General features: G+C 53.7%; 25 protein-coding genes. All 25 read left to right on the top strand.

The genetic code is table 11. The features are described from left to right. Nucleotides 1-4: 4 nt before the first annotated feature. The 25 genes from ACMHXI_RS17190 (at nucleotide 5) to fliP (ending at nucleotide 25,064) form a co-directional block, all read left to right on the top strand. Nucleotides 5-1,096: a flagellar basal body P-ring protein FlgI gene (locus ACMHXI_RS17190; protein ID WP_025011052.1), complete on the top strand. Its 1,092-nt coding sequence runs from the start codon at nucleotides 5-7 to the stop codon at nucleotides 1,094-1,096. A 25-nt stretch (nucleotides 1,097-1,121) separates the two neighbouring features. Further along, complete coding sequence (gene flgJ / locus ACMHXI_RS17185) at nucleotides 1,122-2,132, top strand: flagellar assembly peptidoglycan hydrolase FlgJ (RefSeq protein ID WP_208170879.1); 1,011 nt, start codon at nucleotides 1,122-1,124, stop codon at nucleotides 2,130-2,132. A gap of 20 nt (nucleotides 2,133-2,152) precedes the next feature. Beyond that, on the top strand, nucleotides 2,153-4,078 hold the full coding sequence (gene flgK / locus ACMHXI_RS17180) for a flagellar hook-associated protein FlgK (RefSeq protein ID WP_044734076.1): 1,926 nt from the start codon (nucleotides 2,153-2,155) through the stop codon (nucleotides 4,076-4,078). An 11-nt stretch (nucleotides 4,079-4,089) separates the two neighbouring features. Further along, a complete protein-coding gene (flgL, locus tag ACMHXI_RS17175; RefSeq protein ID WP_413735581.1) occupies nucleotides 4,090-5,295 on the top strand; it encodes a flagellar hook-associated protein FlgL in 1,206 nt (401 codons plus the stop codon). 95 nt (nucleotides 5,296-5,390) lie between these two features. Next, nucleotides 5,391-6,212 (top strand): flagellin, encoded by an 822-nt coding sequence (locus ACMHXI_RS17170; protein ID WP_025011054.1) that lies wholly within the window; start codon nucleotides 5,391-5,393, stop codon nucleotides 6,210-6,212. A 215-nt stretch (nucleotides 6,213-6,427) separates the two neighbouring features. Further along, nucleotides 6,428-7,246, top strand: coding sequence for a flagellin (locus ACMHXI_RS17165; protein WP_159352290.1), 819 nt, complete (start codon nucleotides 6,428-6,430; stop codon nucleotides 7,244-7,246). 177 nt (nucleotides 7,247-7,423) lie between these two features. Next, nucleotides 7,424-7,741, top strand: a complete 318-nt coding sequence (locus ACMHXI_RS17160; protein ID WP_398405448.1) for a flagellar protein FlaG — start codon at nucleotides 7,424-7,426, stop codon at nucleotides 7,739-7,741. 27 nt (nucleotides 7,742-7,768) lie between these two features. Then, complete coding sequence (fliD, locus tag ACMHXI_RS17155; RefSeq protein ID WP_044734078.1) at nucleotides 7,769-9,139, top strand: flagellar filament capping protein FliD; 1,371 nt, start codon at nucleotides 7,769-7,771, stop codon at nucleotides 9,137-9,139. Between the two features lie 14 nt (nucleotides 9,140-9,153). Next, nucleotides 9,154-9,477: a hypothetical protein gene (locus ACMHXI_RS17150; RefSeq protein WP_208184546.1), complete on the top strand. Its 324-nt coding sequence runs from the start codon at nucleotides 9,154-9,156 to the stop codon at nucleotides 9,475-9,477. Between the two features lie 6 nt (nucleotides 9,478-9,483). Continuing rightward, nucleotides 9,484-9,894 carry a flagellar export chaperone FliS gene (fliS, locus tag ACMHXI_RS17145; RefSeq protein ID WP_025011058.1) on the top strand — a complete coding sequence of 137 codons (411 nt, stop codon included), beginning with the start codon at nucleotides 9,484-9,486 and terminating at the stop codon, nucleotides 9,892-9,894. A 278-nt stretch (nucleotides 9,895-10,172) separates the two neighbouring features. Then, the gene (locus ACMHXI_RS17140; protein ID WP_028779126.1) at nucleotides 10,173-11,603 is read left to right on the top strand and encodes a sigma-54 dependent transcriptional regulator; all 1,431 of its coding nucleotides are present in this window, start codon (nucleotides 10,173-10,175) and stop codon (nucleotides 11,601-11,603) included. A gap of 79 nt (nucleotides 11,604-11,682) precedes the next feature. Beyond that, nucleotides 11,683-12,747: a sensor histidine kinase gene (locus tag ACMHXI_RS17135; protein WP_144191345.1), complete on the top strand. Its 1,065-nt coding sequence runs from the start codon at nucleotides 11,683-11,685 to the stop codon at nucleotides 12,745-12,747. Further along, nucleotides 12,744-14,075, top strand: a complete 1,332-nt coding sequence (locus tag ACMHXI_RS17130; RefSeq protein WP_045282487.1) for a sigma-54-dependent transcriptional regulator — start codon at nucleotides 12,744-12,746, stop codon at nucleotides 14,073-14,075. Before ACMHXI_RS17135 ends, ACMHXI_RS17130 begins: the two co-directional genes overlap by 4 nt. Nucleotides 14,076-14,252: 177 nt before the next feature. After that, on the top strand, nucleotides 14,253-14,585 hold the full coding sequence (gene fliE, locus ACMHXI_RS17125; RefSeq protein WP_025011060.1) for a flagellar hook-basal body complex protein FliE: 333 nt from the start codon (nucleotides 14,253-14,255) through the stop codon (nucleotides 14,583-14,585). Nucleotides 14,586-14,626: 41 nt separating this feature from the next. After that, entirely contained in the window at nucleotides 14,627-16,336 is a 1,710-nt protein-coding gene (fliF, locus tag ACMHXI_RS17120) for a flagellar basal-body MS-ring/collar protein FliF (protein ID WP_071237829.1), read from the top strand. Further along, complete coding sequence (gene fliG, locus ACMHXI_RS17115; protein WP_025011061.1) at nucleotides 16,329-17,372, top strand: flagellar motor switch protein FliG; 1,044 nt, start codon at nucleotides 16,329-16,331, stop codon at nucleotides 17,370-17,372. The genes fliF and fliG overlap by 8 nt, the downstream gene beginning before the upstream one ends. Nucleotides 17,373-17,385: 13 nt before the next feature. After that, nucleotides 17,386-18,360 (top strand): flagellar assembly protein FliH, encoded by a 975-nt coding sequence (fliH, locus tag ACMHXI_RS17110; protein WP_107111785.1) that lies wholly within the window; start codon nucleotides 17,386-17,388, stop codon nucleotides 18,358-18,360. Continuing rightward, on the top strand, nucleotides 18,329-19,669 hold the full coding sequence (fliI, locus tag ACMHXI_RS17105; protein ID WP_028779131.1) for a flagellar protein export ATPase FliI: 1,341 nt from the start codon (nucleotides 18,329-18,331) through the stop codon (nucleotides 19,667-19,669). Before fliH ends, fliI begins: the two co-directional genes overlap by 32 nt. Nucleotides 19,670-19,795: 126 nt before the next feature. Next, nucleotides 19,796-20,245, top strand: a complete 450-nt coding sequence (gene fliJ / locus ACMHXI_RS17100; RefSeq protein WP_107111786.1) for a flagellar export protein FliJ — start codon at nucleotides 19,796-19,798, stop codon at nucleotides 20,243-20,245. Nucleotides 20,246-20,392: 147 nt separating this feature from the next. Beyond that, nucleotides 20,393-21,916 (top strand): flagellar hook-length control protein FliK, encoded by a 1,524-nt coding sequence (locus ACMHXI_RS17095; RefSeq protein WP_335920228.1) that lies wholly within the window; start codon nucleotides 20,393-20,395, stop codon nucleotides 21,914-21,916. Nucleotides 21,917-21,982: 66 nt separating this feature from the next. Beyond that, nucleotides 21,983-22,507 (top strand): flagellar basal body-associated protein FliL, encoded by a 525-nt coding sequence (gene fliL, locus ACMHXI_RS17090; protein WP_025011065.1) that lies wholly within the window; start codon nucleotides 21,983-21,985, stop codon nucleotides 22,505-22,507. Nucleotides 22,508-22,533: 26 nt separating this feature from the next. Further along, nucleotides 22,534-23,562 (top strand): flagellar motor switch protein FliM, encoded by a 1,029-nt coding sequence (gene fliM, locus ACMHXI_RS17085; protein ID WP_117200498.1) that lies wholly within the window; start codon nucleotides 22,534-22,536, stop codon nucleotides 23,560-23,562. Nucleotides 23,563-23,573: 11 nt separating this feature from the next. Beyond that, nucleotides 23,574-23,954 carry a flagellar motor switch protein FliN gene (gene fliN / locus ACMHXI_RS17080; RefSeq protein WP_025011067.1) on the top strand — a complete coding sequence of 127 codons (381 nt, stop codon included), beginning with the start codon at nucleotides 23,574-23,576 and terminating at the stop codon, nucleotides 23,952-23,954. Nucleotides 23,955-23,964: 10 nt separating this feature from the next. Continuing rightward, the gene (fliO, locus tag ACMHXI_RS17075) at nucleotides 23,965-24,324 is read left to right on the top strand and encodes a flagellar biosynthetic protein FliO (protein ID WP_025011068.1); all 360 of its coding nucleotides are present in this window, start codon (nucleotides 23,965-23,967) and stop codon (nucleotides 24,322-24,324) included. Nucleotides 24,325-24,353: 29 nt separating this feature from the next. After that, nucleotides 24,354-25,064 (top strand): flagellar type III secretion system pore protein FliP, encoded by a 711-nt coding sequence (gene fliP, locus ACMHXI_RS17070; RefSeq protein WP_234506375.1) that lies wholly within the window; start codon nucleotides 24,354-24,356, stop codon nucleotides 25,062-25,064. Nucleotides 25,065-25,071 lie beyond the last annotated feature (7 nt).

Genomic DNA, 25,071 nt, shown 5'->3' with positions numbered 1-25,071 from the left:
GCTCATGAAAATCAAATTAATCATGGCACTTGCCTGTTTGCTGGTTTCCCTGCCTGGACAGGCCGAGCGCATCAAGGATATCGCCGATATCCAAGGGGTCAGGGATAACCAGTTGATAGGCTACGGTCTGGTGGTCGGTTTGCCGGGCACCGGGGAGAAGACCCGTTACACGGAGCAGACCTTCAAGACCATGTTGAAGAATTTCGGCATCAATTTGCCGGATAACTTCAGGCCCAAGATCAAGAATATTGCCGTGGTGGCAGTGCATGCCGATATGCCACCCTTTATCAAGCCGGGACAAACCCTGGATGTGACGGTATCGAGCCTGGGTGAAGCCAAGAGCCTGCGCGGCGGTACTTTGCTGCAGACTTTCCTTAAAGGGGTGGACGGCAATGTTTACGCCATCGCCCAGGGCAGTCTGGTGGTCAGCGGTTTCAGCGCCGAGGGGCTTGATGGCTCCAAGGTGATCCAGAACACGCCAACCGTGGGCCGCATTCCCAACGGCGGCATAGTCGAGCGTGAAGTGGCCAGCCCTTTCGGTAATGGCGATCACCTGACTTTTAACCTGCACAGAGCCGATTTCTCCACCGCCAAGCGCACCGCCGATGCCATTAATGGCTTACTCGGCCCGGGTATGGCACGGGCGCTTGATGCTTCATCCATTCAGGTCAGTGCCCCCAGAGATGTGTCGCAGCGGGTATCGTTTCTGGCCACCCTGGAAAATATTCAGGTTGAGCCTGCCGATGAATCGGCCAAGGTGATAGTCAACTCCCGCACCGGCACCATAGTGGTCGGCAAGGACGTAAAACTCCTGCCGGCGGCTGTGACCCATGGCGGCCTTACCGTCACCATTGCCGAAGCGACTCAGGTTTCTCAGCCCAACGCCCTGGCTGGTGGCCAAACCGCAGTGACCAGCAACAGCACCATAGATGTGGCTCAGGACAATAGACGTATGTTTATGTTCAACCCGGGCACTTCCCTCGATGAGTTGGTGCGGGCGGTGAATATGGTCGGCGCAGCGCCATCGGATGTGTTGGCCATCCTCGAAGCCTTAAAAATGGCAGGGGCTTTGCATGGTGAACTCATCATCATCTGATTAATGGCACATTGGTTTATCGACTATGAACAAAATGGCTGATGCTTCGCAATTTCTGGATCTCGGTGGGCTGGACAAGCTCAGAGCCCAGGCGCAGCAGGATCAAAAGGCGGCGCTCAAGGAAGTCGCGCAGCAGTTTGAAGGCATCTTTGTGCAGATGTTGATGAAAAGCATGCGTGATGCCAATGCGATATTTGAATCCGACAGCCCGATGAACAGCCAGTACACCAAGTTCTACGAGCAGATGCACGATCAGCAGATGTCGGTGGAGCTGTCCTCCAAAGGCATGTTGGGGCTGGCGGATCTCATGGTGCAGCAGTTGTCACCTGAAAACTCGGACATTACCCCGTCCTCAGTGCTCCGCGGTGATGTCGATAACCGCAGCGTCGCGGCCTTAAACGGCGGCCAGACGGAGAAGATATCCGGTGTTGAAGCTGCAGCGGCCAAAGCATCCGCGCTGCCAAGCAATGACAGCCTGCAGCAGGTCTTGAGCGGCAAAGTATTGCCGTCATGGCGGCAGGCGCGGCCGGCAATTGGCAGCCAGGAAGAGTTTGTCAGACAGCTTTATCCCCATGCCAAGGCCGCTGCCGATGCTTTGGGGACTCAACCCGAAGTGCTGCTGGCGCAATCGGCTCTGGAAACCGGCTGGGGCCAGAAAATGGTCCGTGGCCATAAAGGCGAGTCCAGCAACAACCTGTTCAACATCAAGGCCGACAGGCGTTGGCAGGGCGAGAAAGCGGCAGTGTCGACCCTGGAATATGAGCAGGGCACAGCTGTGCGGCAAAAGGCGGACTTCCGGGTGTATGACAGTTTTGAGCAGAGCTTTAACGACTTTGTCAGCTTTATCTCCGACAACGATCGTTATAGCCAGGCGCGCAAGATGGCCGCCAATCCCGGCGAATTTATCAAGGCACTGGCCGAGGCGGGATACGCCACGGATCCTCAATATGCCAACAAGGTGATGAAAGTGCTGGATACCATCAAGGCTGATTTTGGCCAATTGTTGCAGGAGTTCGGCTCAAAGCCGGGCCAGTAAAGGTGCAGGAGCGATAACCCATGTCTATGGATCTGTTCAGTATAGCCCGCAGCGGGATCCTGGCCGCCCAATCACAATTGGGGGTGACCAGTAACAATATTGCCAACGTCAATACCGAAGGCTATCACCGTCAGGTGGCAATTCAAGGCACCTCCACCTCAATGCGTCTTGGCAATAACTTCTATGGCACAGGTACCTATGTGCAGGAAGTTAAGCGTATTTACAACGATTATGCCGCCAGAGAGCTGCGTATCGGCCAAACAGGGCTCAGTGCCGCCGAGGCCAGTTACACCAAGCTCAGCGAGCTGGATCAGCTGTTTTCCCAGATAGGCAAGGCGGTACCAGCCTCATTGAATGACTTTTTCTCCGGCCTCAACAGCCTGGCTGACCTGCCCTCTGATCTGGGGATCCGCGGCTCTGTGCTCAACTCGGCCTCGCAACTGGCGCAGAATCTCAATCAGATGCAGAGCCATCTGAGTGGTCAGGTGCAGCAAACCAATGATCAGATTGAAAGCATTACCACCAGGATCAATGAGATCAGTAAAGAGATGGCGCAGATCAATCTTGAACTGATGAAGACGCCGGGTAACGATGCGCAGCTGCTGGATAAGCAAGATGCCCTGATCCAGGAATTGAGCCAATATGCCGAAGTCAATGTGATCCCGCTGGAAAACGGTGCCCGCTCCATCATGTTGGGCAGCTCCTTTATGCTGGTATCCGGTGAAGTGGCCATGACCATGGGCGTGACCACAGGTGACCCCTTCCCCAACGAGCCGGAGCTGACCTATAGCCTTGGTGGCAGTGAATTAAAGGCAGACCCCGCCAAGCTCGGTGGTCAACTGGGCGCCTTATTTGATTTTCGTGACAACACCCTGATGCCCGCCAGCCATGAGCTGGGGCAGTTGGCGCTGGGGATTGCCGATGCCTTTAACGAGATGCAGTCCCAGGGTTTCGATCTCAATGGCGAGCTGGGACAACCTATTTTTACCGATATCAATGACCCTGTGATTGCCGCCGGCCGTGTCGGCGCCTATTCGGGTAATCCGGGCACAGCTTCCTTGAGCGTTAATATCGATGATGTCGGCGCCCTGTCCGGCAGCAGTTATGAGCTGAACTATACCAGCGCCGGTACTTATGAACTCAAGGATATGAAGACAGGAGCCGTGACCAACTTGACGCTCAACGGCAACACTTTGGAAGGCGCCAACGGTTTCAGTATCAATATCGACGCCGGTGCCATGGCCGCCGGTGACAGGTTTGAAATACGGCCAACAGCGAATGCGGCAGCCAACATAGGTGTAGTGATGTCAGATCCCAAGGGGATTGCCGCTGCGGCGCCGAAAATCACCGCCGGGACAGGTAATTCAGGCAGCACTTCAGTGAAGTTGGTCAGCATAGATGACAGAAGCGCGGCTAACTTCCCCGTGACTGACAGTGAGCTGACATTCACCCTGGATACCAGTGTCAATCCGCCTACCTATGAAGTCTTTGATGTCAACGGCGCTTCTTTGGCAACCGGGACGGCTGCGGGCACTCCGCCGCAGATCAGCGCCTTTGGCTTTACCTTCGAAGTTGATGGCAGCAGTGGCGGCAGTGAGAGTTTCACTTTTGATCTCAGCTTTGCGCCGGGGGATAACACCAATGCCGTGGCCATGGCCAAGCTCAGTGACAGCAAGATAATGAACAATGGTAAGTCGACCCTGGGAGATGTGTTTGAAAAGACCAAGCTGGATATTGGCAGTCAAACCAAATCCGCCCAGGTGAGGGCCGGTTCGGCGGAGGCCATTTACAACCAGGCCTATGCCAGGGTGCAGTCGGAATCCGGGGTTAACCTGGACGAAGAGGCGGCCAACTTGATGCAGTTCCAGCAGGCCTACCAGGCATCGGCACGGATCATGACCACAGCCAATACCCTGTTCGACACTTTGTTCAGTTCGGTTCGATAGGAGCTTGAGAGATGCGTATTTCAACTTCACAGATGTACCAGCAGAACTTAAACAGCATTCTGCAGAAGCAAACGGATACCAACAGGATCCTCGAGCAGCTCTCCAGCGGTAAAAAGGTCAACACTGCCGGTGACGATCCTGTGGCGGCTATCGGCATAGACAATCTCTATCAGCAAAACGCGCTGGTGCAGCAGTATCTCAAGAATGTGGACTACAGCAAGAATCATTTGTCGATGGCGGAAAGCAAGCTCGGCAGTGCCGAAACTCTGGTTACCAGCATTCGAGAGCAGATGTTGCGTGCAGTAAATGGCACCCTGGCACCGTCAGAGCGGCAAATGATTGCCGACGAGCTGCGCGGCAGTCTGGATGAACTCTTGAGTATTGCCAATACCCAGGATGAGTCTGGTAACTATCTGTTCTCCGGATTCAGCACAGACAATCAACCCTTTGCCTTTGATGCCAGCGGCAACATGGTTTACAGCGGTGACAGCGGCGTTCGTGACGCCTTGGTGGCTCAAGGGGTTGCCATGGGCACCAACATCCCGGGGGACTCGGCCTTTATGAGGGTGCCCAATGGTTTGGGTGACTATGGCGTCAATTATTTGGCCTCTCAAACCGGGGACTTCAGGGTGCTCAGCGCCAAGATAGATAACCCCGCGGCCCATGTGGCCGATACCTACACCTTTAACTTTACCGACAATGGTGCCGGTGGGGTTGATTTGGAAGTGTTGGACTCGGGCGGCACTGCGGTGGCTAATGTGACCAACTTCGATGCCAGTAATCCCGTGAGTTTCAATGGCATTGAGGTGAAGCTGGACGGTACGCCGGCTGGCGGGGATTCCTTCACCATGGAGCCCGATGCCGAGGTACCTATTTTCGATACCATTCAGCAGGCAATCGATCTGCTGGAGGATCCCAACCGGGTCAATACCCCGGAGGGGAAAGCTGAGTTGGCACAATTATTGAATAACGTTGATAGCGGCTTGAATCAGCTCAGTGTGGCCAGAGGGGGGGCCGGGAATAATCTCAAAAGCCTCGAAAGCTACAGCTCCAATCATACAGAGGAAGAGCTGGTGAATAAGTCGGCATTGTCACTGCTGGAAGATCTCGATTACGCCTCGGCGATAACCGAGTTTCAAAAACAGCAGCTGGCGTTGAACGCCGTTTCAAATGTGTTCAGCAGAGTGGGTTCTGTTTCCCTGTTTGACTTTATTTAACAGAAAGCAAAGACCTACCCGTCTGTCAGATAAATTGTTAACAAATTTAGCCAAGCTCCGAGTCTTGGCGCTAAAACTAGGAAGAGGAACTCAACATGGCTATTACCGTTAATACTAACGTGACCTCGATGAAGGCACAGAAGAACCTGAACATATCCAGTGGTAACCTGGCGACCTCTATGGAACGCCTGTCCAGTGGTCTTAGGATCAACAGCGCCAAGGATGATGCCGCGGGTCTGGCTATCTCCAACCGTTTGAACTCTCAGGTTCGCGGCTTGGAAGTGGGCATGCGTAACGCCAACGACGCGATTTCCATCGCCCAGATTGCCGAAGGCGCGATGCAAGAGCAGACCAATATGCTGCAACGTATGCGTGACCTGGCCATCCAGTCTGAAAACGGTGCCAATAGCACCGCCGATCTGCAGGCGCTGAAAGATGAAATGGATCAGCTGCGTGATGAGATCACCGCTATTGGTAACAGCACAGCCTTTGGTAACACCAAGCTGATGACTGGTGAGTTCTCCGGTGGCAAGCTGTTCCAGGTCGGTCACCAAGACGGTGAAGACGTGACAGTGACGGTCAAAACCAATAATGCCGCATCAATGTCGGTAAATGCGCTGACGGTGCTGACTTCTGCCGGTCGTGACTCTGCCATTGGCAAGATTGACGCCGCCATCAAGAATATAGATACCCAGCGCGCTGAATTGGGCGCGGTGCAAAACCGTTTGGCCCACAATATCAGCAACAGTGCCAACACTCAGGCCAACGTTGCCGATGCCAAGAGCCGTATCGTGGATGTGGACTTTGCCAAGGAAACTTCGGCCATGACCAAGAACCAGGTACTGCAGCAAACGGGTTCCGCCATGTTGGCACAGGCCAACCAATTGCCACAGGTCGCGCTTTCTCTGCTTGGCTAATCGAGTGGTAAGGGCAATATCGTCAGTGGTTTCATCACCACTGGCGATATTATTTTTCTCAAACAATCATTGAGTTAAGAAGAATTGATGATTTTTTGAAAAAAATGACTAAAGATCAAAACAGGGGTGCCGTTAAAGATACTGTAACCAGTAAGACCCGCCTGGCTCAAACGAAGACAGGCTAGTTTTCCAAGCCAGGTAAAGAGGAAATCATTATGGCTATTACAGTAAACACCAACGTAACATCACTGAAAGCTCAGAAAAACCTGAACATCTCCAACGGTAGCCTGGCTACTTCAATGGAGCGTCTGTCAAGTGGTCTGCGTATCAACAGTGCTAAAGATGATGCTGCAGGTCTGGCGATTTCTAACCGCCTGAATAGCCAGGTGCAAGGTCTTGAAGTCGGCATGCGTAACGCCAACGACGCTATCTCCATCGCCCAGATCTCTGAAGGTGCGATGCAGGAGCAGACCAACATGCTGCAACGTATGCGTGACCTGGCCATCCAGTCTGAAAACGGTGCCAACAGTACTGCTGACTTGCAGGCGCTGAAAGACGAAATGGATGCGTTGGCAACTGAAATCACAGCTATCGGTAACACTACTGCTTTTGGTAACACCAAGCTGATGACAGGTGACTTCTCTGGCGGTAAGTTGTTCCAGGTAGGTCACCAGGATGGCGAAGATGTAACAGTTAAAGTGAAGACCACTAATGCGACTACACTTTCTGTTAATGCGCTGACTGTACTGACTTCTGCTGGTCGTGACTCAGCTATCGGTAAGATCGATGCCGCTATCAAGAACATCGACTCACAACGCGCCGAGTTGGGTGCCATCCAGAACCGTCTGGCACACAACATCAGCAACAGCGCCAACACTCAGGCCAACGTTGCCGACGCCAAGAGCCGTATCGTGGACGTGGATTTCGCCAAAGAAACCTCTGCCATGACCAAGAGCCAGGTGCTGCAACAGACAGGTTCGGCCATGCTGGCCCAAGCTAACCAGCTGCCACAGATCGCACTGTCACTGCTGTAATCTTTCAGGTTAGCTATCGCGTCAGTAAAAGGGAGGTTCGGCAACGGATCTCCCTTTGCTGCATTCATGGAAGGAAGATATTGAAGGCAGTTAGGTCAACTGAGTGGAGAATAGGCGATGGAAGTTACTACCTTATCCAATGCTGTCCCAGTGAGGACAGAAGTGAAGCCGGGACAGTTGAAAGAAGCTGTCCCCAAGAACGCGGAAACCGAGGCGACAGCCTTGCTCAAGCCGGTCGATGAGGCGGAGCAGAACAAGGAGGCGCAGCAAGATCCCGAGCAGCTGCAGCAGGTGGCGGAAGAACTCTCCAATACCATGTCTATGATGCGCAAGGGACTGGCATTCAAAGTGGACGAAACATCCGGCACTCACGTTGTCAGCGTGATGGATGTAGACTCAGGGGATGTGATAAGACAGATCCCCAGCGAGGAAGCTTTGGAGCTGGCTGCTAAACTTTCAGAAGTAGCAGGACTGCTGATGAAGACGGAAGCCTAAAAGGCTTAACGTGAGATAGAGGTTGATATGGCATTAACAGCAACAGGTTTGGGGTCGGGGCTCAATATTACCGAGATAGTCAAGGTCTTGGTTGACGCCGAGAAAGTGCCTAAAGAGGCGATTTTCAATAAGACCGAAGATACGATAGATGCCAAGGTTTCTGCCATAGGAACCCTCAAGAGCCAGCTGTCCAAGTTCCAGGATGCGCTGAAAAAGCTCCAGGATGGCGGCGCCTTGAATCAACGTACTGTCACCCTGGGCAACGAAGATTTCTTTACTGCCACTGCAGGTAAAAACTCTTTGCCCGGCTCCTACAACATCAAGATTGAGGCCTTGGCACAGCAACACAAGGTTGCCGGTGCTGCCACCGCCGATGCCAGTGCCGCGGTCGGTGAAGGAAGCCTACAATTTGCAGTCAATGGCGAGAATTTCAGCGTCGATGTGGAAGCCACAGATTCGCTTGAAGATATTGCCAAAAAAGTGAATGCCAATGCCGATAATTCGGGTGTTACCGCCACTGTCATCACCAGTGATGCCGGCAGCCGTTTGGTATTCAGCTCCGACAAAGAAGGCACGGATAACCAGATAAGCGTAACCGCAACTGATACTTCAGGTACCGGGCTTTCAGATATGTTTGGTGCCGGTAATCTTGAAGAGATCCAGGCTGCCAGCAACGCCGTACTCTATATTGACGGCCAGAAGCTGACTTCCCAATCCAATGAAGTGAAAGACGCCATCCCCGGCGTGACGCTTAACCTCACTGATGCTGATGTCAACAAGACCACCAAGCTGACCATAGCTCAGGATACCGATGCGGTTAAAGAAAACGTCAAAGGTTTTGTTGATGCCTACAACAGCCTGATCACCTCGATAGAAAAGCTCTCGGCCTATGATGTAGACAAAAAAGAGGCTGCAGCACTGCAGGGTGACTCCATGATCCGCTCACTGGAATCTCAGTTACGCTCCGGGATCAGTGACAGGGTGGCGACGGCCGACGGTACTATTGCACTCTATGATATTGGCATTAAAACCGACAGATATGGCAAACTCTCGATTGATGATGCCAAGCTTGATGAGGCTATCAAGACCAATATGGACGGGGTTGAAGCGCTGTTTTCCACCAAGGATACCGGCCTAGCCAACGCCATGGATGAATTGGCCACGACCTACGTCAAGGCCGGCGGTGTAATAGACACCCGCAATCAGGCCTATACCGGCGATAAGCAACGTCTTGCGGATCAGCGTGAGGCCTTTGCCCTTAAAATGGAGTTGCTGGAAGCCAGATTGACCAAACAGTTCAACGCCATGGATCTGGTGGTTGGCCAGTTGTCAGCACAGGGGCAGAACGTTATCGGTGCCCTGAACTCCTTGCCGGGTGTCGTCAAGAAGAGTAGCTGATTGGGATACCAAAGATGCGGGTAACTGAAGAACTGAATCAGATCAACGAATTGTTGCGCCGGGCTCTGGATTGTTTACTGACAATTCCCGCCGAGGATGAAAAAACTGACGAGTTGGTCTCTAATTTGCAAGAGCTGGTAAGCAGGCGTCAAACTTTGCTCCAGACCCTGATAGAGGAAGTGCAGAGTCCTGAGTTGCTAGAGGAGCAATTGGAGCTGACTGCCACTTTTGAGCAGCATGCCAAAGCGATACGCCAACAAAGGCAGGAGCTATTGGCGCTCAGGAGTCAGAACAAACGTCAGGTCAATGTTTACAAGTCTATAGATGCAAATAGGTAGGTATTTATGAGAGGGTCGCTACAGTCTTATCGTAAGGTGTCATTGGAGAGTGAAATCTCAGTTGCATCACCGCACAGGATCATTCAGTTGATGTTCAACGGCGCATTGGAGCGTATTGCCCAGAGTCGTTACGCCATAGAGCAAGGCGACCAGTCGTCCAAGGGAATTTTCATCAACAAGGCGATTGGTATTATCACAGGTCTCAGCAACAGCCTGAATATGGAAGCCGGTGGTGAGATAGCCAAGAATCTCAGCAACCTTTACGACTTTATGCTGCGGCGTATCTCTGAGGCCAATCTGAATAATGATGTTCAGGCGCTGGATGATGTTGCGGCCGTGCTGCGGGACATCAAAGAAGCCTGGGATGCCATTCCCGCTGATAAACATCACCTTACGGCTCACGAAGAAAACCGTTGAGTTATTAACCATTCGAGATAAAGGCGCCTTTGGCGCCTTTTTGACTTACGCCATTTAATTGACGATATTGGCTCTTAAGTGCTGAATTTGGACTAAAATCAGGAAGGGTTAGGCAGAAAAGCCATCCTAGGCTTGCTTATATCGTGCCGATAATACAATATTCAGCATTGCTACAAATTTAGCTGAGTATGTGAAGAAAGCATTGCCAGACTTTCCAGAGCAACTAACACTAATAATTAATGCGAATCCATAATTGCCAAAGCTTAGCGGCCCACTGAATGATGCATACAGATCAACGAATTTTACTTGTCGGAAACCCCTCTGAGCGCACCAGTCGCTTATCTTGTGTTTTAGAGTTTATTGGTGAGCAAGTGGAAGTTGTGGCTCCCGAGGCTATCGACGCGCAATCTCCGGAAACTCGATGTCGGGCCATGATATTGGTCAGTGACGGCATAGAGGACGAGGCGCTGCAGTCGCTGATGCTTAAACTGCCATGGCAGCCTATGTTGCTGTTGGGGCACAGCAATGCCAATCCTTCCAATCTACTCGGCAAGATTGAAGAACCCCTCAGCTATTCCCAACTGACCGAACTGTTGCATTTTTGCCAGGTCTTTGGTCAGGTCAAGCGGCCACAGGTACCAACCAGTGCCAACCAGACCAAGCTGTTCCGTAGCCTGGTAGGGCGCAGCGACGGCATTGCCAATGTGCGCCATCTGATTAACCAGGTTTCGGGATCTGATGCCACTGTGCTGGTGCTCGGACCCTCTGGTACCGGCAAGGAAGTGGTCGCCCGTAATATTCATTATCTTTCAGAGCGTCGCGATGGCCCTTTTATTCCGGTCAACTGCGGTGCCATTCCACCAGAGCTGTTGGAAAGTGAACTGTTTGGCCATGAGAAAGGCTCCTTTACCGGTGCTATCAGTGCCCGTAAGGGACGTTTTGAGCTGGCCGAAGGCGGCACCCTGTTCCTCGATGAGATAGGTGATATGCCGCTGCAGATGCAGGTCAAGCTGCTGCGGGTGCTGCAGGAAAGAGTATTTGAACGTGTGGGTGGCAATAAGGCGATTACCGCCGATGTGCGAGTGGTAGCTGCGACCCACAGAGATCTGGAAACCATGATTGAAGGCGGTGAATTCCGCGAAGATCTCTTCTATCGCCTCAATGTGTTCCCCATCGAAATGCCACCTCTGTGTGAGCGTCGGGATGATATTCCGCTGTTGCTGCAGGAGTTGGTCAGTCGGGTATTCAACGAAGGCAAGGGACGGGTGCGTTTTACCCAACGCGCCATTGACTCTCTCAAGGAACACGCCTGGTCGGGCAATGTCCGCGAGCTGTCCAATCTGGTAGAAAGGTTGACTATCCTCTATCCGGGCGGCCTGGTCGATGTTAACGACCTTCCGGTCAAGTATCGTCATATCGATGTGCCCGAGTATTCGGTCGAGGTCAGTGAAGAGCAACTGGAGCGTGATGCCTTGGCATCGATCTTCAATGACGAAGAGCCGGTCGATCTGCCAGAGACCCGTTTTCCCAGTGAGCTGCCTCCGGAAGGGGTCAATCTCAAGGATCTCTTGGCCGAATTGGAAATCGACATGATACGTCAGGCGCTGGATCAGCAGGACAACGTCGTTGCCCGCGCCGCTGAAATGCTGGGTATTCGCCGCACCACCTTGGTGGAGAAAATGCGCAAATACGGCATGAGTAAAGACTAAGCTACTGATAATTTAGATTTTTAAATTGGCATAAACTCTGCATTAACCCTGTCAGCATCGTATTTTTGACGGGGTTAATATGTCAGCAAGCCCACTGGCTCAGCTCGAAACCATCTCTCATCATGGCCGCGAATGGATCCCGGTAAGGGAAGCCGCCAATATGTCCAATCGTATGGAGCATATTCTGCAGGCCATGCCTTCGGGCGTCGTTATCCTCAATGGTGACGGCTTGGTCAGTGAAGCCAACCCGGTTGCCGAATCTTTGTTGGGTGTTCCTCTGGTTGGCCAGCGCTGGCTGACTATCATCAATCGCGCCTTTGCGCCGCAAAAAGACGATGGTCATGAAGTCTCCCTGCGTAATGGCCGCCGGGTGAAGCTGGCGATTACGCCTCTGACCCCGGAGCAGGGGCAGCTGATTATGCTGACCGATCTCACCGAAACCCGACTGTTGCAGCAAAACCTTTCCCACCTTGAACGCTTGTCTGCGCTCGGGAAAATGGTCGCCACTCTGGCGCATCAAATACGCACTCCTCTGTCTGCCGCTTTACTCTATGCCGCCAACTTGGGCAGTCCAAGGCTGGATGCCGGCTCCAGAGAGCGTTTTCAGGGCAAATTACTCGACCGGCTTTCCGAGCTGGAGCAGCAGGTCAATGATATGTTGTTGATTGCCAAAGGTAAGCAAGAGGAAGCCTGCGATAGAGTGCCGTTCTCGACGGTGCTGGAAAAAGTCATGGCCAACTGTGAGCCCATCGCTGCCAGGCAAAATGTTGAATTGAGCCTGCAAATTGAAGGCGATAGCGAGATGCAGGTCAATCTTCATGGCTTGAGTTCTGCCATCAATAATCTGGTGATCAATAGCCTGGAAGCCGGCGCCACAAGAGTCATTTTGCGCCTGAGCTGCGATCAGGCACTGCGCCTCGATGTGATAGATAACGGCAAGGGCCTGGACAGCAAGATGCAAAAGCAGGTGCTGGAGCCTTTTTTCACCACCAAGCGTCAGGGCACAGGGCTTGGGCTGGCGGTGGTGCAGTCAGTGGTGCGCAGCCACGGCGGCAAATTGGACCTCAGCTGTAAGCTGGGTGCAGGTTGTACCGTCACGCTGACATTCCCGTTAACGACAGACTCTCAAGGAGGCGTGGCATGAGCGAAGCAAAAATTTTGTTGGTGGAAGACGATGCCGCGCTTCGGGAAGCACTGCTCGATACCTTGCTGCTCGCCAGTTATGAGTGCGTCGATGTCGCCAGCGCCGAAGAAGCGATAACCGCTTTGAAAGGTAATCGTTTTGATATGGTGATAAGCGATGTGCAGATGGAAGGTATCGGCGGTATGGGGCTGCTGGATTATCTGCGTCAGCAACATCCGCAGCTGCCGATCCTGTTGATGACAGCCTATGCCACCATCGACAATGCCGTCAGCGCAATCAAGCTGGGGGCCGTGGATTATCTCGCCAAGCCGTTTGCCCCTCAGGTATTGCTCAATCAGGTGAGTCGCTATTTACGCCCCAAGGTGGTTAGCGGCGGCCCAGTGGTGGCCGATGAAAAGAGCCTGGCCTTGCTGGCACTGGCGCAGCGGGTGGCCGCCTCTGAAGCCTCTGTGATGATAAGTGGCCCCAGCGGTTCGGGTAAAGAAGTGCTGGCTCGCTACATTCATCAGCACAGCCAAAGGCCTGACGGGCCTTTTGTGGCGATTAATTGCGCCGCCATCCCGGAAAATATGCTGGAAGCCACCTTGTTTGGCTACGAGAAAGGCGCCTTTACCGGAGCTTATCAGGCCTGTCCCGGAAAGTTTGAACAGGCTCATGGCGGCACCCTGTTGCTCGATGAAATTTCCGAGATGGAGCTGGCATTGCAGGCCAAGCTGCTGCGGGTACTGCAGGAGCGCGAGGTTGAACGTTTGGGGGGGCGCAAGACCATCAAGCTCGATGTCCGGGTGCTGGCAACCTCCAACCGGGATCTGAAAGAGATGGTGGCCAAGGGCGAGTTTCGCGAAGACCTTTATTACAGGATCAATGTGTTTCCGCTTGCCTGGCCGGCACTGAACCAAAGACCGGCGGATATCATCCCGTTGGCCAAACATCTGTTGGCGCGTCACGCTGAAAACGCGGCGATTAACCCGGTTCCAGTTCTCAGCGATGCTGCAGTGCGGCGTTTGTTGGCCCACCGCTGGCCGGGGAATGTCCGTGAGCTGGATAACGTGATCCAGCGGGCGTTGATCTTGAGTCAAGGGCAGATAGAAGCGGGCGATATTATTATCGATTTGCAGGATGTTGCTTTGGGAGATACCACAGCCCCGGAAACACCGGAGGCGCTTGGTGATGAGCTCAAGGCTCAGGAGCATGTGATTATTCTCGAGACTCTGGCCCAGTGTCAGGGCAGTCGCAAACTGGTGGCCGAGAAATTGGGGATCAGTGCCCGCACTCTCAGATACAAGATGGCGCGCATGCGCGAGATGGGCATAGAGGTGCCCGCCTGAGTCATCTCCAAAGCGGCCGTCAGGCCGCTTTCCAATTCCAGTGTTTTGCCTCAGGCCCTGGGTGAATTCAGGGCGTTTACCTAGCTTAACTTTGACTATTCCATTTTTGGCAAACTAATTGCATAGAGTCTGGTAACCCAGATTTTTCGTCAATTCGCTGACGACAGGAGTGAGAAGATGCAAATAGGTGCCAATTCTTTATTGCAAGAAATGCAATCACTTAAAGGTGAAATTGCCCCAACGGGATTTCAGTCTTCGCCTGTACGCCAGGTGGGCAATACCACAGGAACTGACTTCGGCCAATTACTGGCCCAGGCCGTAGGCAATGTCAGTGAGTTGCAAAGCACATCATCCAATCTGGCCACCCGGCTGGAGATGGGCGACACCACAGTGTCTCTGTCTGACACTGTCATTGCCCGCGAGAAAGCCAGCGTCGCATTCGAGGCCACAGTGCAGGTGCGCAACAAGCTGGTCGAAGCCTACAAAGAGATTATGAGCATGCCTGTTTAAGGCCTGCTTGCATCACAGATCCCGGATAACAGGAACGCACCGTGAGCACAGAATTAGTAGCAGGATCCAATGTTTCCGCCGGTGGAACAACGCTGGAAGGGGTCCAACAGGAAAACAAGTCGGGTGTATTGGGCTCCCTCGGGGGAGTGGATATGCTGCGGCAGATCACCATGATCCTGGCATTGGCTATCTGTCTGGCTCTGGCGGTATTTGTGATGATCTGGGCCCAGGAGCCAGAATATCGGCCACTGGGCAAAATGGATACCCAGGAGATGGTGCAGGTACTCGATGTACTGGATAAGAACCGGGTACCGTACAAGATTGAAGTCGATGTGATCACTGTACCTGAAGACAAGTATCAGGACGTGAAGATGATGCTGAGCCGCGCCGGCATAGATTCCAGCGCCGAGGCCAAGGATTATCTGAGCCAGGATTCCGGCTTTGGTGTCAGTCAGCGGATGGAACAGGCCAGGCTGAAGCAGAGTCAGGAGATGAACCTGGCGCGGGCGATTGAAGAGCTCAATAGTGTCAGCCGTGCCAAGGTGATCCTGGCGCTGCCGAAGGAAAATGTGTTCGCCCGCAATCGCGCCAAACCCAGTGCCACTGTGGTGGTCAATACCCGTAGGGGCGGTTTGGGGCAGGAAGAGGTTGATGCGATAGTCGATATCGTTGCCTCAGCGGTTCATGGCATGGAACCCAGCCGGGTTACAGTGACAGACTCCAACGGCCGCTTGCTGAACTCAGGCAGTCAGGATGGGGTATCTGCCCGCGCCAGACGCGAGCTTGAGCTGGTGCAGCAAAAAGAAAACGAATACCGCACCAAGATTGACTCGATTCTGATGCCGATCCTCGGTCCGGAAAACTTCACATCCCAGGTGGATGTCAGCATGGACTTCACCGCGGTCGAGCAAACTGCCAAGCGTTTCAATCCGGATCTGCCATCACTCCGCAGTGAAATGACAGTGGAAAACAACAGCGTTGGTGGCAGCAGTGGCGGCATCCCCGGAGCCCTTTCCAATCAGCCGCCGATGGAGTCCAATATTCCTGAAAACGCTGCCGATGCTACAGAAAGCAGCAGTGTTACTTCAGGCAACAGCCATAGGGAAGCGACCCGTAACTTTGAGCTGGATACCACCATCAGCCATACCCGTCAGCAGATAGGTGTAGTACGCCGGGTCAGTGTCTCAGTGGCGGTCGACTACAAGGCAGGTGCTGCCGGTGAAAATGGTCAGGTCGCCAGAGTGCCTCGCACAGGTGAAGAGATGGCCAATATCCGTCGCTTGCTGGAAGGCGCCGTTGGCTTCAACAGCCAAAGGGGTGACATGATAGAAGTGGTGACTGTGCCCTTTATGGATCAACTGGTTGAAGACCTGCCTGAGCCACCTCTGTGGGAGCAGCCCTGGTTCTGGCGGGCGATGAAACTCGGCATAGGTGCCTTGGTGATTTTGGTGCTTATCCTGTTCGTGGTGCGTCCCATGCTCAAGCGCCTCATCTACCCCGATGGCCAGAATATGCCGGATGAACCTGCGCTGGGGCATGAGCTGGCAGATATTGAAGATCAGTACGCTGCCGACACCCTGGGCATGCTCAACCGCCCTGAAAGTGAATACAGCTATGCCGATGACGGTTCGATTCTGATACCGGATCTGCACAAAGATGATGATATGATTAAGGCCATACGTGCTCTGGTGGCCAATGAACCTGAACTGTCCACCCAAGTGGTGAAGAACTGGTTGCAAGAAGATGCCTGAAAAAAAAGCGGATAAACCAGCCGAGAGCGGCTTCGACGTCAAGAATCTCAACGGGATTGAGAAGACCGCCATTTTGTTGCTGAGTCTCAGTGAAGCCGATGCGGCCTCTATTCTCAAACACTTGGAACCCAAACAGGTTCAAAAGGTGGGTATGGCCATGGCGGCCATGCAGGAGTTCGGCCAGGAGAAGGTGGTTGCGGTTCACAAGCTGTTTCTGGATGATATCCAGAAATACTCCTCCATAGGCTTTAACAGCGAAGAGTTTGTGCGTAAGGCACTGACTACTGCATTGGGTGAAGACAAGGCCGGTAACCTTATCGAGCAGATTGTCATGGGCAGTGGCGCCAAAGGCCTCGACTCGCTCAAGTGGATGGACGCCAGACAGGTGGCGACTATTATCCAGAACGAACACCCGCAGATCCAAACCATTGTACTGTCCTATCTTGAACCGGATCAGGCGGCGGAAATCTTTGCCCAGTTCCCGGAAAACACCCGTCTCGATTTGATGATGCGTATCGCCAACCTTGAAGAGGTGCAACCTGCAGCACTGCAGGAGCTTAACGACATCATGGAGAAACAGTTTGCCGGTCAGGGTGGCGCCCAGGCGGCCAAGATGGGTGGCTTGAAGGCCGCTGCCAATATTATGAACTACCTGGATACCGGGGTGGAGAGCCAACTGATGGAAACCCTGCGCGAGTCCGACGAAGAGATGGCGCAGCAGATCCAGGACTTGATGTTCGTGTTCGAAAACCTGATCGATGTCGACGACCGTGGCATTCAGACGCTGCTGCGGGAAGTGCAGCAGGATGTACTGATGAAGGCGCTCAAGGGCGCCGACGAGCCATTGAAGGAAAAGATCCTCGGCAATATGTCCAAACGTGCCGCCGAATTGCTGCGTGACGATCTCGAGGCCATGGGGCCAATTCGTATCAGTGAAGTGGAAGTGGCCCAGAAAGAGATATTGTCCATCGCCCGTCGCTTGTCCGATGCAGGAGAGATTATGCTCGGTGGCGGCGGCAGTGAAGAATTCCTCTGACAGGCGAGTTTGAATGACAGACAAAAAGGTGTCCCACAACATTTTGCCGCCGGATGAAGCGGACGAGTTTGTTAATTGGCAGTTGCCCGATGTGGGTGACGCCATGCCGCTTAAGCCGAGTAATCTGTTTGGTTATAAGCCAGGACGCATAGAGCCCAAGGCCGCCGAAGAGGCTGTATCACCACCGACTTTGGCTGAAATCGAATCTATCCGCGAGCAAGCCGAGCAGGAAGGTTTTGCCGAAGGCAAGGAGCAAGGGCTGGCCAAAGGCCTGGAGGAAGGCCGTCTTCAGGGCTTGGAACAGGGCCACAGTGAAGGTTTTGCCCAGGGGCTTGAGCAAGGCCGGGAAGAAGGCTTGCAACAGGCCGCCGCCATGATAGAACGTTTCGACGCCTTGCTAGCTCAGTTCGAGGCGCCGCTGGCGCTGCTGGATACCCAGATAGAAGAATCGCTACTGACCTTGGTCGGCACTTTGGCGCGCAACCTCATAGCCCATGAGCTGAAGACCCACCCGGAACATATACTGGCTGCGCTCAGGCAAGGGATAGATGCCCTGCCACTCAAAGAGCAGAAAGTGAATCTGCGTTTGCACCCGGAAGATATGGCTTTGGTCAGCGAGCTCTACGGTGAAGAGCAACTGACACGTAACCGCTGGACACTGGAAGCCGATCCCGGCCTCAATCGTGGCGATTGTGTGGTGGACAGCCAACGCTCGCAAGTGGATATGCGTCTGGAACCCCGTTTGGAAGGGGTGTTTGCCAATCTTGAAGCCGAACAATCCATGTTGGCGAAAAAGGCCGCCCAGCAGCAGGCCGCAATAGACGATAGGCCAAGCCCGCCGCCACAGGACAGCGAGCAGGAGCAAACGCTTGCAGATGAACAAACAGCCGCTGTGACCGACAAGGCCGAGACCGCAAGCCAAGAGGGCGAACAGCCCAGCGAAGGAGACACTCATGATGCAGCAGCGCCGAAGCCAACTGCTGAGTGAACTCAAACACTTGGCCGAAAAGCAGGCGCCGTTTCAAGCGGTTGCCAGTGGCCAGTTGGTGCGGGTGGTTGGCCTGACGCTGGAAGCCAGTGGTTGCCGGGCGCCGGTCGGCAGTCTCTGTGCCATAGATACCATGGCGGGTAAGCTTATTGCCGAGGTGATAGGTTTCGACGATGAGCTATTGTATCTGATGCCGGTGGAAGAACTCAGGGGCGTGCTGCCCGGAGCCAAAGTGATGCCGCTCGGTGAGCAAACCGGGCTCAGCGTCGGTTTGAGTCTTCTTGGTCGGGTGCTGGACGGTAATGGCCAGCCACTCGATGGTATGGGCGCCCTGCACACAGACGAACAAGCCTCGCGCCATAGCCCGGCAATCAATCCCTTGGCCAGACGGGCGATTACCGAACCGCTCGATGTAGGCGTCAGAGCCATCAACGCCATGCTTACCGTGGGCAAGGGCCAGCGTATGGGGCTCTTTGCCGGCTCCGGCGTGGGTAAGAGTGTGCTCCTTGGCATGATGACCCGCGGCACCACGGCCGACATTATTGTGGTTGGCCTGGTGGGGGAGCGTGGCCGGGAGGTGAAAGAGTTTATCGAAGAGATCCTGGGCGCAGAGGGGCGGGCCCGCTCTGTGGTCATAGCCGCCCCGGCCGATACCTCCCCTTTGATGCGCCTTCGTGCCTGCGAAACCTCGACTCGGATAGCCGAGTATTTTCGCGATCTCGGCTATGACGTCCTGCTGTTGATGGATAGCCTGACCCGTTATGCCCAGGCACAGCGGGAAATCGCCCTGGCGGTCGGTGAGCCGCCGGCAACCAAAGGGTATCCGCCTTCAGTATTTGCCAAGTTGCCCCGTTTGGTGGAGCGCGCCGGTAATGGTGGTGAAGGTCAGGGCTCGATCACAGCCTTCTATACTGTGCTTACCGAAGGGGACGATCAGCAAGATCCCATTGCCGATGCCTCGCGGGCCATTTTGGACGGTCACATAGTGTTGTCACGGGCCTTGGCCGACTCAGGGCATTATCCGGCGATAGACATTGAAGCTTCCATCAGTCGGGTGGCACCTATGGTGATCAGCGAGGCGCACCTGGAAGCGATGCGGCGCGTCAAGCAGGTTTATTCGCTCTATCAGCAAAACCGGGATCTGATCTCCATTGGTGCCTATTCCCAAGGCTCGGATCCGCGTATCGACAACGCCATACGCCTGCAACCCGCCATGAACGCCTTTTTGCGGCAGGGGATGCGCGATGCCATTAGTTTCAGCGATTGCCAGCAGATGTTGGGGCAGCTTGCTGCCCAATGTAAGGTGTAATGCAATTCAGTGCAGGAGTTTGCGTGCTCGATAAAAAATTCAGTGACAATAGGGGGGTAGCCTGATCTCAATAGAGCGCCGGGTTAAGGCCCGCAAGGCAGGCAATTTTAAGGAATAATACTACAGATGGCTAAATCCGATCCTTTGCACACAGTGTTGAAACTGGCGGTCGAAGCCGAAGAGCAGGCAGCACTGCAGCTTAAAGCCGCGCAAATGGAATGCCAGAGGCGTAAGTCTCAGCTGCAGGCGCTGCAGGAATACCGTCTCGACTATATGAAGCAACTCGATGCCCAGCAGGGGCAGAGCATTGGCGCCTCCTATTACCAGCAGTTTCATCGATTTGTGCGTCAGGTAGATGATGCCATAGGGCAACAACTTGCCGTGGTCGCCGAGGCCGATAAGCAGCGGGGCTATAGACAGCAACATTGGCTGGAGAAGCAGCAAAAACGTAAGGCGGTGGAGATGTTGTTGGAGAAAAAAGCCCTGCAGGCCGAAGCCAAAGCCGCCAAACAGGAGCAGAAACTCATCGATGAGTTTGCTTCCCAGCAGTTTTTCCGTCGCAAGCTCAACCATTGAGCCCATTCCGACATCCATTCCCGGACAATTCCTTAATATTCATTCTATATTTTTTATTGGCGTGAATTTTGCTTTGTTTGAGACAGAGACATTAATTTTGACTCGGCCTATCTTTATCTATTGAGGGCCTAGGTGCTGGAGGAAGGCATGCAGCAGTTATCCAATATCCTGATCGGCAATGCGGGCGGCAAGGGAGTCGCCGCCACAGATGCACTACAATCTACTGATAACGAAGCTTTTTTCGCCGCTTATCAACAGGCGCAGGCTAAGTTTTCGTTCGACTCGCAAGGCGCCAAGCCGGGATTTACCGCTGGCAGTCTTATCAGGGAAGGTGCCCAAGCTGAGCAGGCCGTCGATGTCTCGCTTATTCTGGGGCAAATAGCCATGGGCAAGAAATTGCCGTCTGAAGACGGCACCATAGTCACCGAAGTGGATGAGGTGAGCCTGCTGAAACAGATTGCCGCTCTCACCGGGCTCAAAGAAGATGAGATCAAGGCCATGTCTCCCGAAGAGCAGATGAAGCTCTTGGAAAACCTCAAGCAGGGGAGTGCCGAGCTTGGCATGGTAGTGACAGATAGTCTGGAAGGCGCAGAGGTGATTGCCGCTGACGAAGGCGACGAGAGTGAAGAAGACAGTGCCAAACTGGCCGATACTGATGAGAAAGCGGCAAGCAAAGGCGATAGCAAAGCAGAGGATGAAACTATAGATGCTCCTTTGCTGGCTCTCGACAAGGCGGCTGCAACAGCGGAAAAGGCCAAGTCTCAGGAAGGAGAGCAACAAATGGGTTGGCCGGATGCTGATAAGTCAGCGCGTAAGGCGGCGACTCAGGATGGTATGGCTGCAGTGGTTCGTGAAGCTGTGCTCAATGCCGCTGAGGAAAAGAGTGACAAGATCTTGGCGCAAAGCGCAATTGCCGATAAGGCCAAGACAGATACTGCCGGCAACTTGGGTGCTGCGGTGGCCGCGGCGGCAATGTCTGTTGGCGCTGACGGCAAGAGTGACAAAGCTGCAGCCAAGGATGTTCTCGCCAGCTTACTCAAGGCTGAGGTGAAAGGTACTCAGACTGCTGCCGAGGTACGAAGCCCTGTGAGTGACGCCATACATCAGGCGCTCAAGGGCGATGCGGCATCAACCCAGACAGATATCAGCCCATTCCAGCAACAGCTGCATCAACAAGGATTGCAGCCTCCCCAAAGGGGAGAGATGGCCCAATATCAACTGTCATTGAGGCAGGGAATGGAGCAATCACTGCAAACCGCCGATATGGTGCAGCGTTTTGCCCCCGTGATGCGGCAGCAGTTGATTACCATGGTCAGTAATGGTGTGCAGCAGGCTGAAATTCGTCTCGACCCACCAGAGCTTGGAGCCATGATGGTCAGGGTTCAGGTGCATGGTGATCAGACTCAGGTGCAGTTCCATGTCACCCAACCACAAACCCGGGATATGCTGGAACAGGCCATGCCCAGATTGAGAGAAATGCTGCAGGAGCAGGGAATGAACCTGGCCGATAGCCACATCTCTCAAGGTGGTCGGGAGCAAGGCGAGCAGCAAGGTGGCAATGGCGGTGGCTTTGCCCAAGAGGGCACCAATGGTGAAATTTCCGCCGAAGAAACGGCACAAAGCACAAATCACACAACAAGTTATGGCTCGGGTATAGATTATTACGCCTGAGCAGGTAACCTATAGGGATGGTATTTTTCCGCGGGCATTGCGGTTGATTAAGGGAAAGGGTAGAGAATGGCAGAGCAAGAAGAGCTTGAGCTGCAAGAGGCACCGGCGCCCAAAAGCAAAAAGAAACTCTTTATCTTCGGCGGCATTGGTTTGGTGGTGTTGCTGCTGGTCGGTGCTGGCTTGTGGTTTTTCCTGGGCGGTTCAGATGATACTGCGGTCGATGCGGCCGAAGGTGAGCAGGTAACCGAAGAAGCTCAGGCCAATAACAGCAGGGAAGCCTTCTATGTGGCCATGCCCAGACCATTTCTGTTCAATCTGCCGGGGGCCAACCGTTCCAGGCTGGTGGAGATAAAGGTACAGCTCATGGTGCGTGGCAGTGATGACGATGTCACTCTCAAGAAGCATATTCCCTTGATTGAAGATGCACTGCTGACCACTTTCAGCGGTGCCGATGTTGAAAAGCTCAGCAGCCAGGCGGGCAAGGATGAGCTCAGACAGTTGGCGCTGCTCAATGTACAAAACACACTGCAACCGGTTACCGGCCGTAAAGTCGTTGAGAAAGTGCTGTTCACCGGCTTTGTGATGCAGTAACAGGGACAAGAGGCGAAGGCAATATCGTGAGTGATTTATTAAGCCAAGACGAAATTGATGCGCTGCTTCATGGCGTGGACGACGTCGAAGAAGAGGATGCCCAGGAGTCGGGACACGACGCCCAATCCTATGACTTTTCTTCACAGGATCGTATCGTCCGTGGCCGGATGCCGACCCTGGAAATTGTCAACGAGCGCTTTGCCCGTCACCTGCGGATCAGCATGTTCAACATGATGCGCCGGGCAGCCGAAGTCTCCATTAACGGCGTGCAAATGCTCAAGTTTGGTGAGTATGTGCACACTCTGTTTGTGCCCACCAGTTTGAATATGGTGCGCTTCAGTCCACTCAAGGGGACGGCACTGATTACCATGGAAGCCAGATTGGTGTTTATTCTGGTGGATAACTTCTTTGGTGGCGATGGCCGCTTTCATGCCAAGATCGAAGGGCGGGAATTTACCCCGACAGAGCGGCGCATAGTACAGCTGTTGCTGAAGATTATCTTTGAAGATTACAAAGATGCCTGGGCGCCTGTGATGGATGTCGAATTCGACTATCTGGACTCAGAAGTTAACCCGGCGATGGCCAACATTGTCAGCCCGACCGAAGTGGTTGTGGTCAACTCTTTCCATATTGAAGTGGACGGCGGCGGTGGCGATTTTCACATTACCATGCCCTATTCTATGATCGAACCCATCCGGGAACTGCTGGATGCCGGGGTTCAAAGCGACAAGCAAGATACCGATATGCGCTGGTCTCAGGCGCTGAAAGACGAGATCATGGATGTCGAAGTGGGGCTGGATGCACGTCTGCTTGAAAAAGAGATGACTCTCAGGGAAGTAATGGAGTTCAAGGCCGGTGATGTGATCCCGGTTGAGTTGCCTGAGCATATAGTGATGAAGATTGAGGACTTGCCTACTTACAGATGTAAGTTGGGGAGAGTCAAGGAAAACCTGGCGCTGAAGATCTGCGACAAGATCCCGCGTCCGGAAACGGTCAAGACCGAACTGCAGCTGGTAACCCGCAAGGGTAAATCCAAGGATATCTCGGATATATAAGGTGATAAAGAATGAGTACTGAAGAGATGGACGATTGGGCTGCCGCCATGGCCGAGCAGGCTGAAGAGGAGGCCAAGGCGGTTGATTTGGATGAGCTCAAGAGCGATGCCAAACCCTTGTCTGAAGAGGAAGCCGCCAAACTGGATACCATTTTGGATATCCCCGTGACTATCTCCATGGAGGTGGGGCGCAGTTTTATCAGTATCCGCAATCTGTTGCAGCTCAACCAGGGCTCGGTAGTGGAGCTGGATAGAGTCGCCGGTGAACCTCTGGATGTGATGGTCAATGGCACCTTGATTGCCCATGGCGAAGTGGTAGTGGTCAACGACAAGTTCGGTATTCGTCTGACGGATGTGATAAGCCAGACCGAACGTATCAAGAAACTCAAATAAGCCGGTGGCCATGACTCAAACGACGACCCAGGCGGCAACCGCCTTGACTCACGACGGTGGCAGCAGCCTGGCGACCATGGCCAGCATGATGGGCGGGCTTATTCTGGTGCTGGCGTTGATTTTTGTGCTGGCCTATCTGGTGAAACGCCTCAATTTGGTGCCGGGCAGCCAATCGGCTATCAAGACGCTGGCAGTTACCCCGCTTGGGCAGAAAGAGAAGCTGGTATTGGTAGAACTGGATGGGCAGCAATACCTGCTGGGAGTCACCGCGGCGCAAGTCTCCTTGGTCGATAAGCTGGAGCGGCCGGTGACCATAGACAATGAGAGCTTCGCCGCCAAGCTCAGGCAGGCCAGGGTGAAACCATCATGAAATATTGGCCACTGCTGCTATTACCTCTGATGCTGCTGCCTGGCTTTGCCCAGGCTCAGGATGCGCTGTTTCCGGCGGTAACCGTGACTACCGGGCCGGATGGCTCGACTCAGTATTCGGTGACCATGCAGATCCTGCTGCTGATGACCGCCATGAGTTTCCTGCCGGCCATGGTGATCATGCTGACCTCTTTCACCCGTATCATAGTGGTCTTGTCTATCCTGCGGCAGGCTATAGGCCTGCAACAAACCCCTTCCAATCAGGTTCTTATCGGTATGAGCCTGTTTATGACCTTCTTTATCATGGCGCCTGTGTTTGACCGCATCTATGATGACGCGGTGCAGCCATACATGAATGACAGCATGACCTTGCAGCAGGCATTCGATGCCGGACAATCGCCGCTGAAAAAGTTTATGTTGTCACAAACCCGCACCACGGATCTCAACTCCTTTATTGAGATCTCCGGCTACCAGAACATCAACAACCCTGAAGATGCTCCCATGACAGTGGTGATCCCGGCCTTTATCACCAGTGAGCTCAAGACCGCATTCCAGATAGGTTTTATGCTGTTTGTGCCTTTTCTGGTGCTGGATTTGGTGGTGGCCAGTATTCTGATGGCCATGGGTATGATGATGTTATCCCCCATGATTGTTTCCTTGCCGTTCAAGATCATGTTGTTTGTGCTGGTTGATGGCTGGACCCTGGTGATGGGCACTCTCGCCGGCAGCTTCGGTTTATAGGAGGCGC

The organism is Shewanella sp. BJSY2023SW005 (assembly GCF_047314585.1).
GTDB lineage: Bacteria > Pseudomonadota > Gammaproteobacteria > Enterobacterales > Shewanellaceae > Shewanella > Shewanella algae.
The sequence above is the reverse complement of the archived record's forward strand: the minus strand, read 5'-3'. Positions and strand labels throughout refer to the sequence as shown.

Excerpts from the sequence above, each read along its gene's own strand:
- flgJ (WP_208170879.1), top strand. The coding sequence starts at position 1,122 with ATGAACAAAATGGCTGATGCTTCGCAATTTCTGGATCTCGGTGGGCTG.
- fliJ (WP_107111786.1), top strand. The coding sequence starts at position 19,796 with ATGGCTAAATCCGATCCTTTGCACACAGTGTTGAAACTGGCGGTCGAA.
- ACMHXI_RS17170 (WP_025011054.1), top strand. The coding sequence starts at position 5,391 with ATGGCTATTACCGTTAATACTAACGTGACCTCGATGAAGGCACAGAAG.
- ACMHXI_RS17165 (WP_159352290.1), top strand. The coding sequence starts at position 6,428 with ATGGCTATTACAGTAAACACCAACGTAACATCACTGAAAGCTCAGAAA.
- fliL (WP_025011065.1), top strand. The coding sequence starts at position 21,983 with ATGGCAGAGCAAGAAGAGCTTGAGCTGCAAGAGGCACCGGCGCCCAAA.
- fliP (WP_234506375.1), top strand. The coding sequence starts at position 24,354 with ATGCTGCTGCCTGGCTTTGCCCAGGCTCAGGATGCGCTGTTTCCGGCG.
- fliI (WP_028779131.1), top strand. The coding sequence starts at position 18,329 with ATGCAGCAGCGCCGAAGCCAACTGCTGAGTGAACTCAAACACTTGGCC.
- ACMHXI_RS17135 (WP_144191345.1), top strand. The coding sequence starts at position 11,683 with ATGTCAGCAAGCCCACTGGCTCAGCTCGAAACCATCTCTCATCATGGC.
- ACMHXI_RS17150 (WP_208184546.1), top strand. The coding sequence starts at position 9,154 with ATGCGGGTAACTGAAGAACTGAATCAGATCAACGAATTGTTGCGCCGG.
- flgL (WP_413735581.1), top strand. The coding sequence starts at position 4,090 with ATGCGTATTTCAACTTCACAGATGTACCAGCAGAACTTAAACAGCATT.
- ACMHXI_RS17190 (WP_025011052.1), top strand. The coding sequence starts at position 5 with ATGAAAATCAAATTAATCATGGCACTTGCCTGTTTGCTGGTTTCCCTG.
- fliS (WP_025011058.1), top strand. The coding sequence starts at position 9,484 with ATGAGAGGGTCGCTACAGTCTTATCGTAAGGTGTCATTGGAGAGTGAA.
- fliG (WP_025011061.1), top strand. The coding sequence starts at position 16,329 with ATGCCTGAAAAAAAAGCGGATAAACCAGCCGAGAGCGGCTTCGACGTC.
- fliH (WP_107111785.1), top strand. The coding sequence starts at position 17,386 with ATGACAGACAAAAAGGTGTCCCACAACATTTTGCCGCCGGATGAAGCG.
- fliD (WP_044734078.1), top strand. The coding sequence starts at position 7,769 with ATGGCATTAACAGCAACAGGTTTGGGGTCGGGGCTCAATATTACCGAG.
- fliO (WP_025011068.1), top strand. The coding sequence starts at position 23,965 with ATGACTCAAACGACGACCCAGGCGGCAACCGCCTTGACTCACGACGGT.
- flgK (WP_044734076.1), top strand. The coding sequence starts at position 2,153 with ATGTCTATGGATCTGTTCAGTATAGCCCGCAGCGGGATCCTGGCCGCC.
- fliE (WP_025011060.1), top strand. The coding sequence starts at position 14,253 with ATGCAAATAGGTGCCAATTCTTTATTGCAAGAAATGCAATCACTTAAA.
- fliN (WP_025011067.1), top strand. The coding sequence starts at position 23,574 with ATGAGTACTGAAGAGATGGACGATTGGGCTGCCGCCATGGCCGAGCAG.
- ACMHXI_RS17095 (WP_335920228.1), top strand. The coding sequence starts at position 20,393 with ATGCAGCAGTTATCCAATATCCTGATCGGCAATGCGGGCGGCAAGGGA.
- ACMHXI_RS17130 (WP_045282487.1), top strand. The coding sequence starts at position 12,744 with ATGAGCGAAGCAAAAATTTTGTTGGTGGAAGACGATGCCGCGCTTCGG.
- ACMHXI_RS17140 (WP_028779126.1), top strand. The coding sequence starts at position 10,173 with ATGATGCATACAGATCAACGAATTTTACTTGTCGGAAACCCCTCTGAG.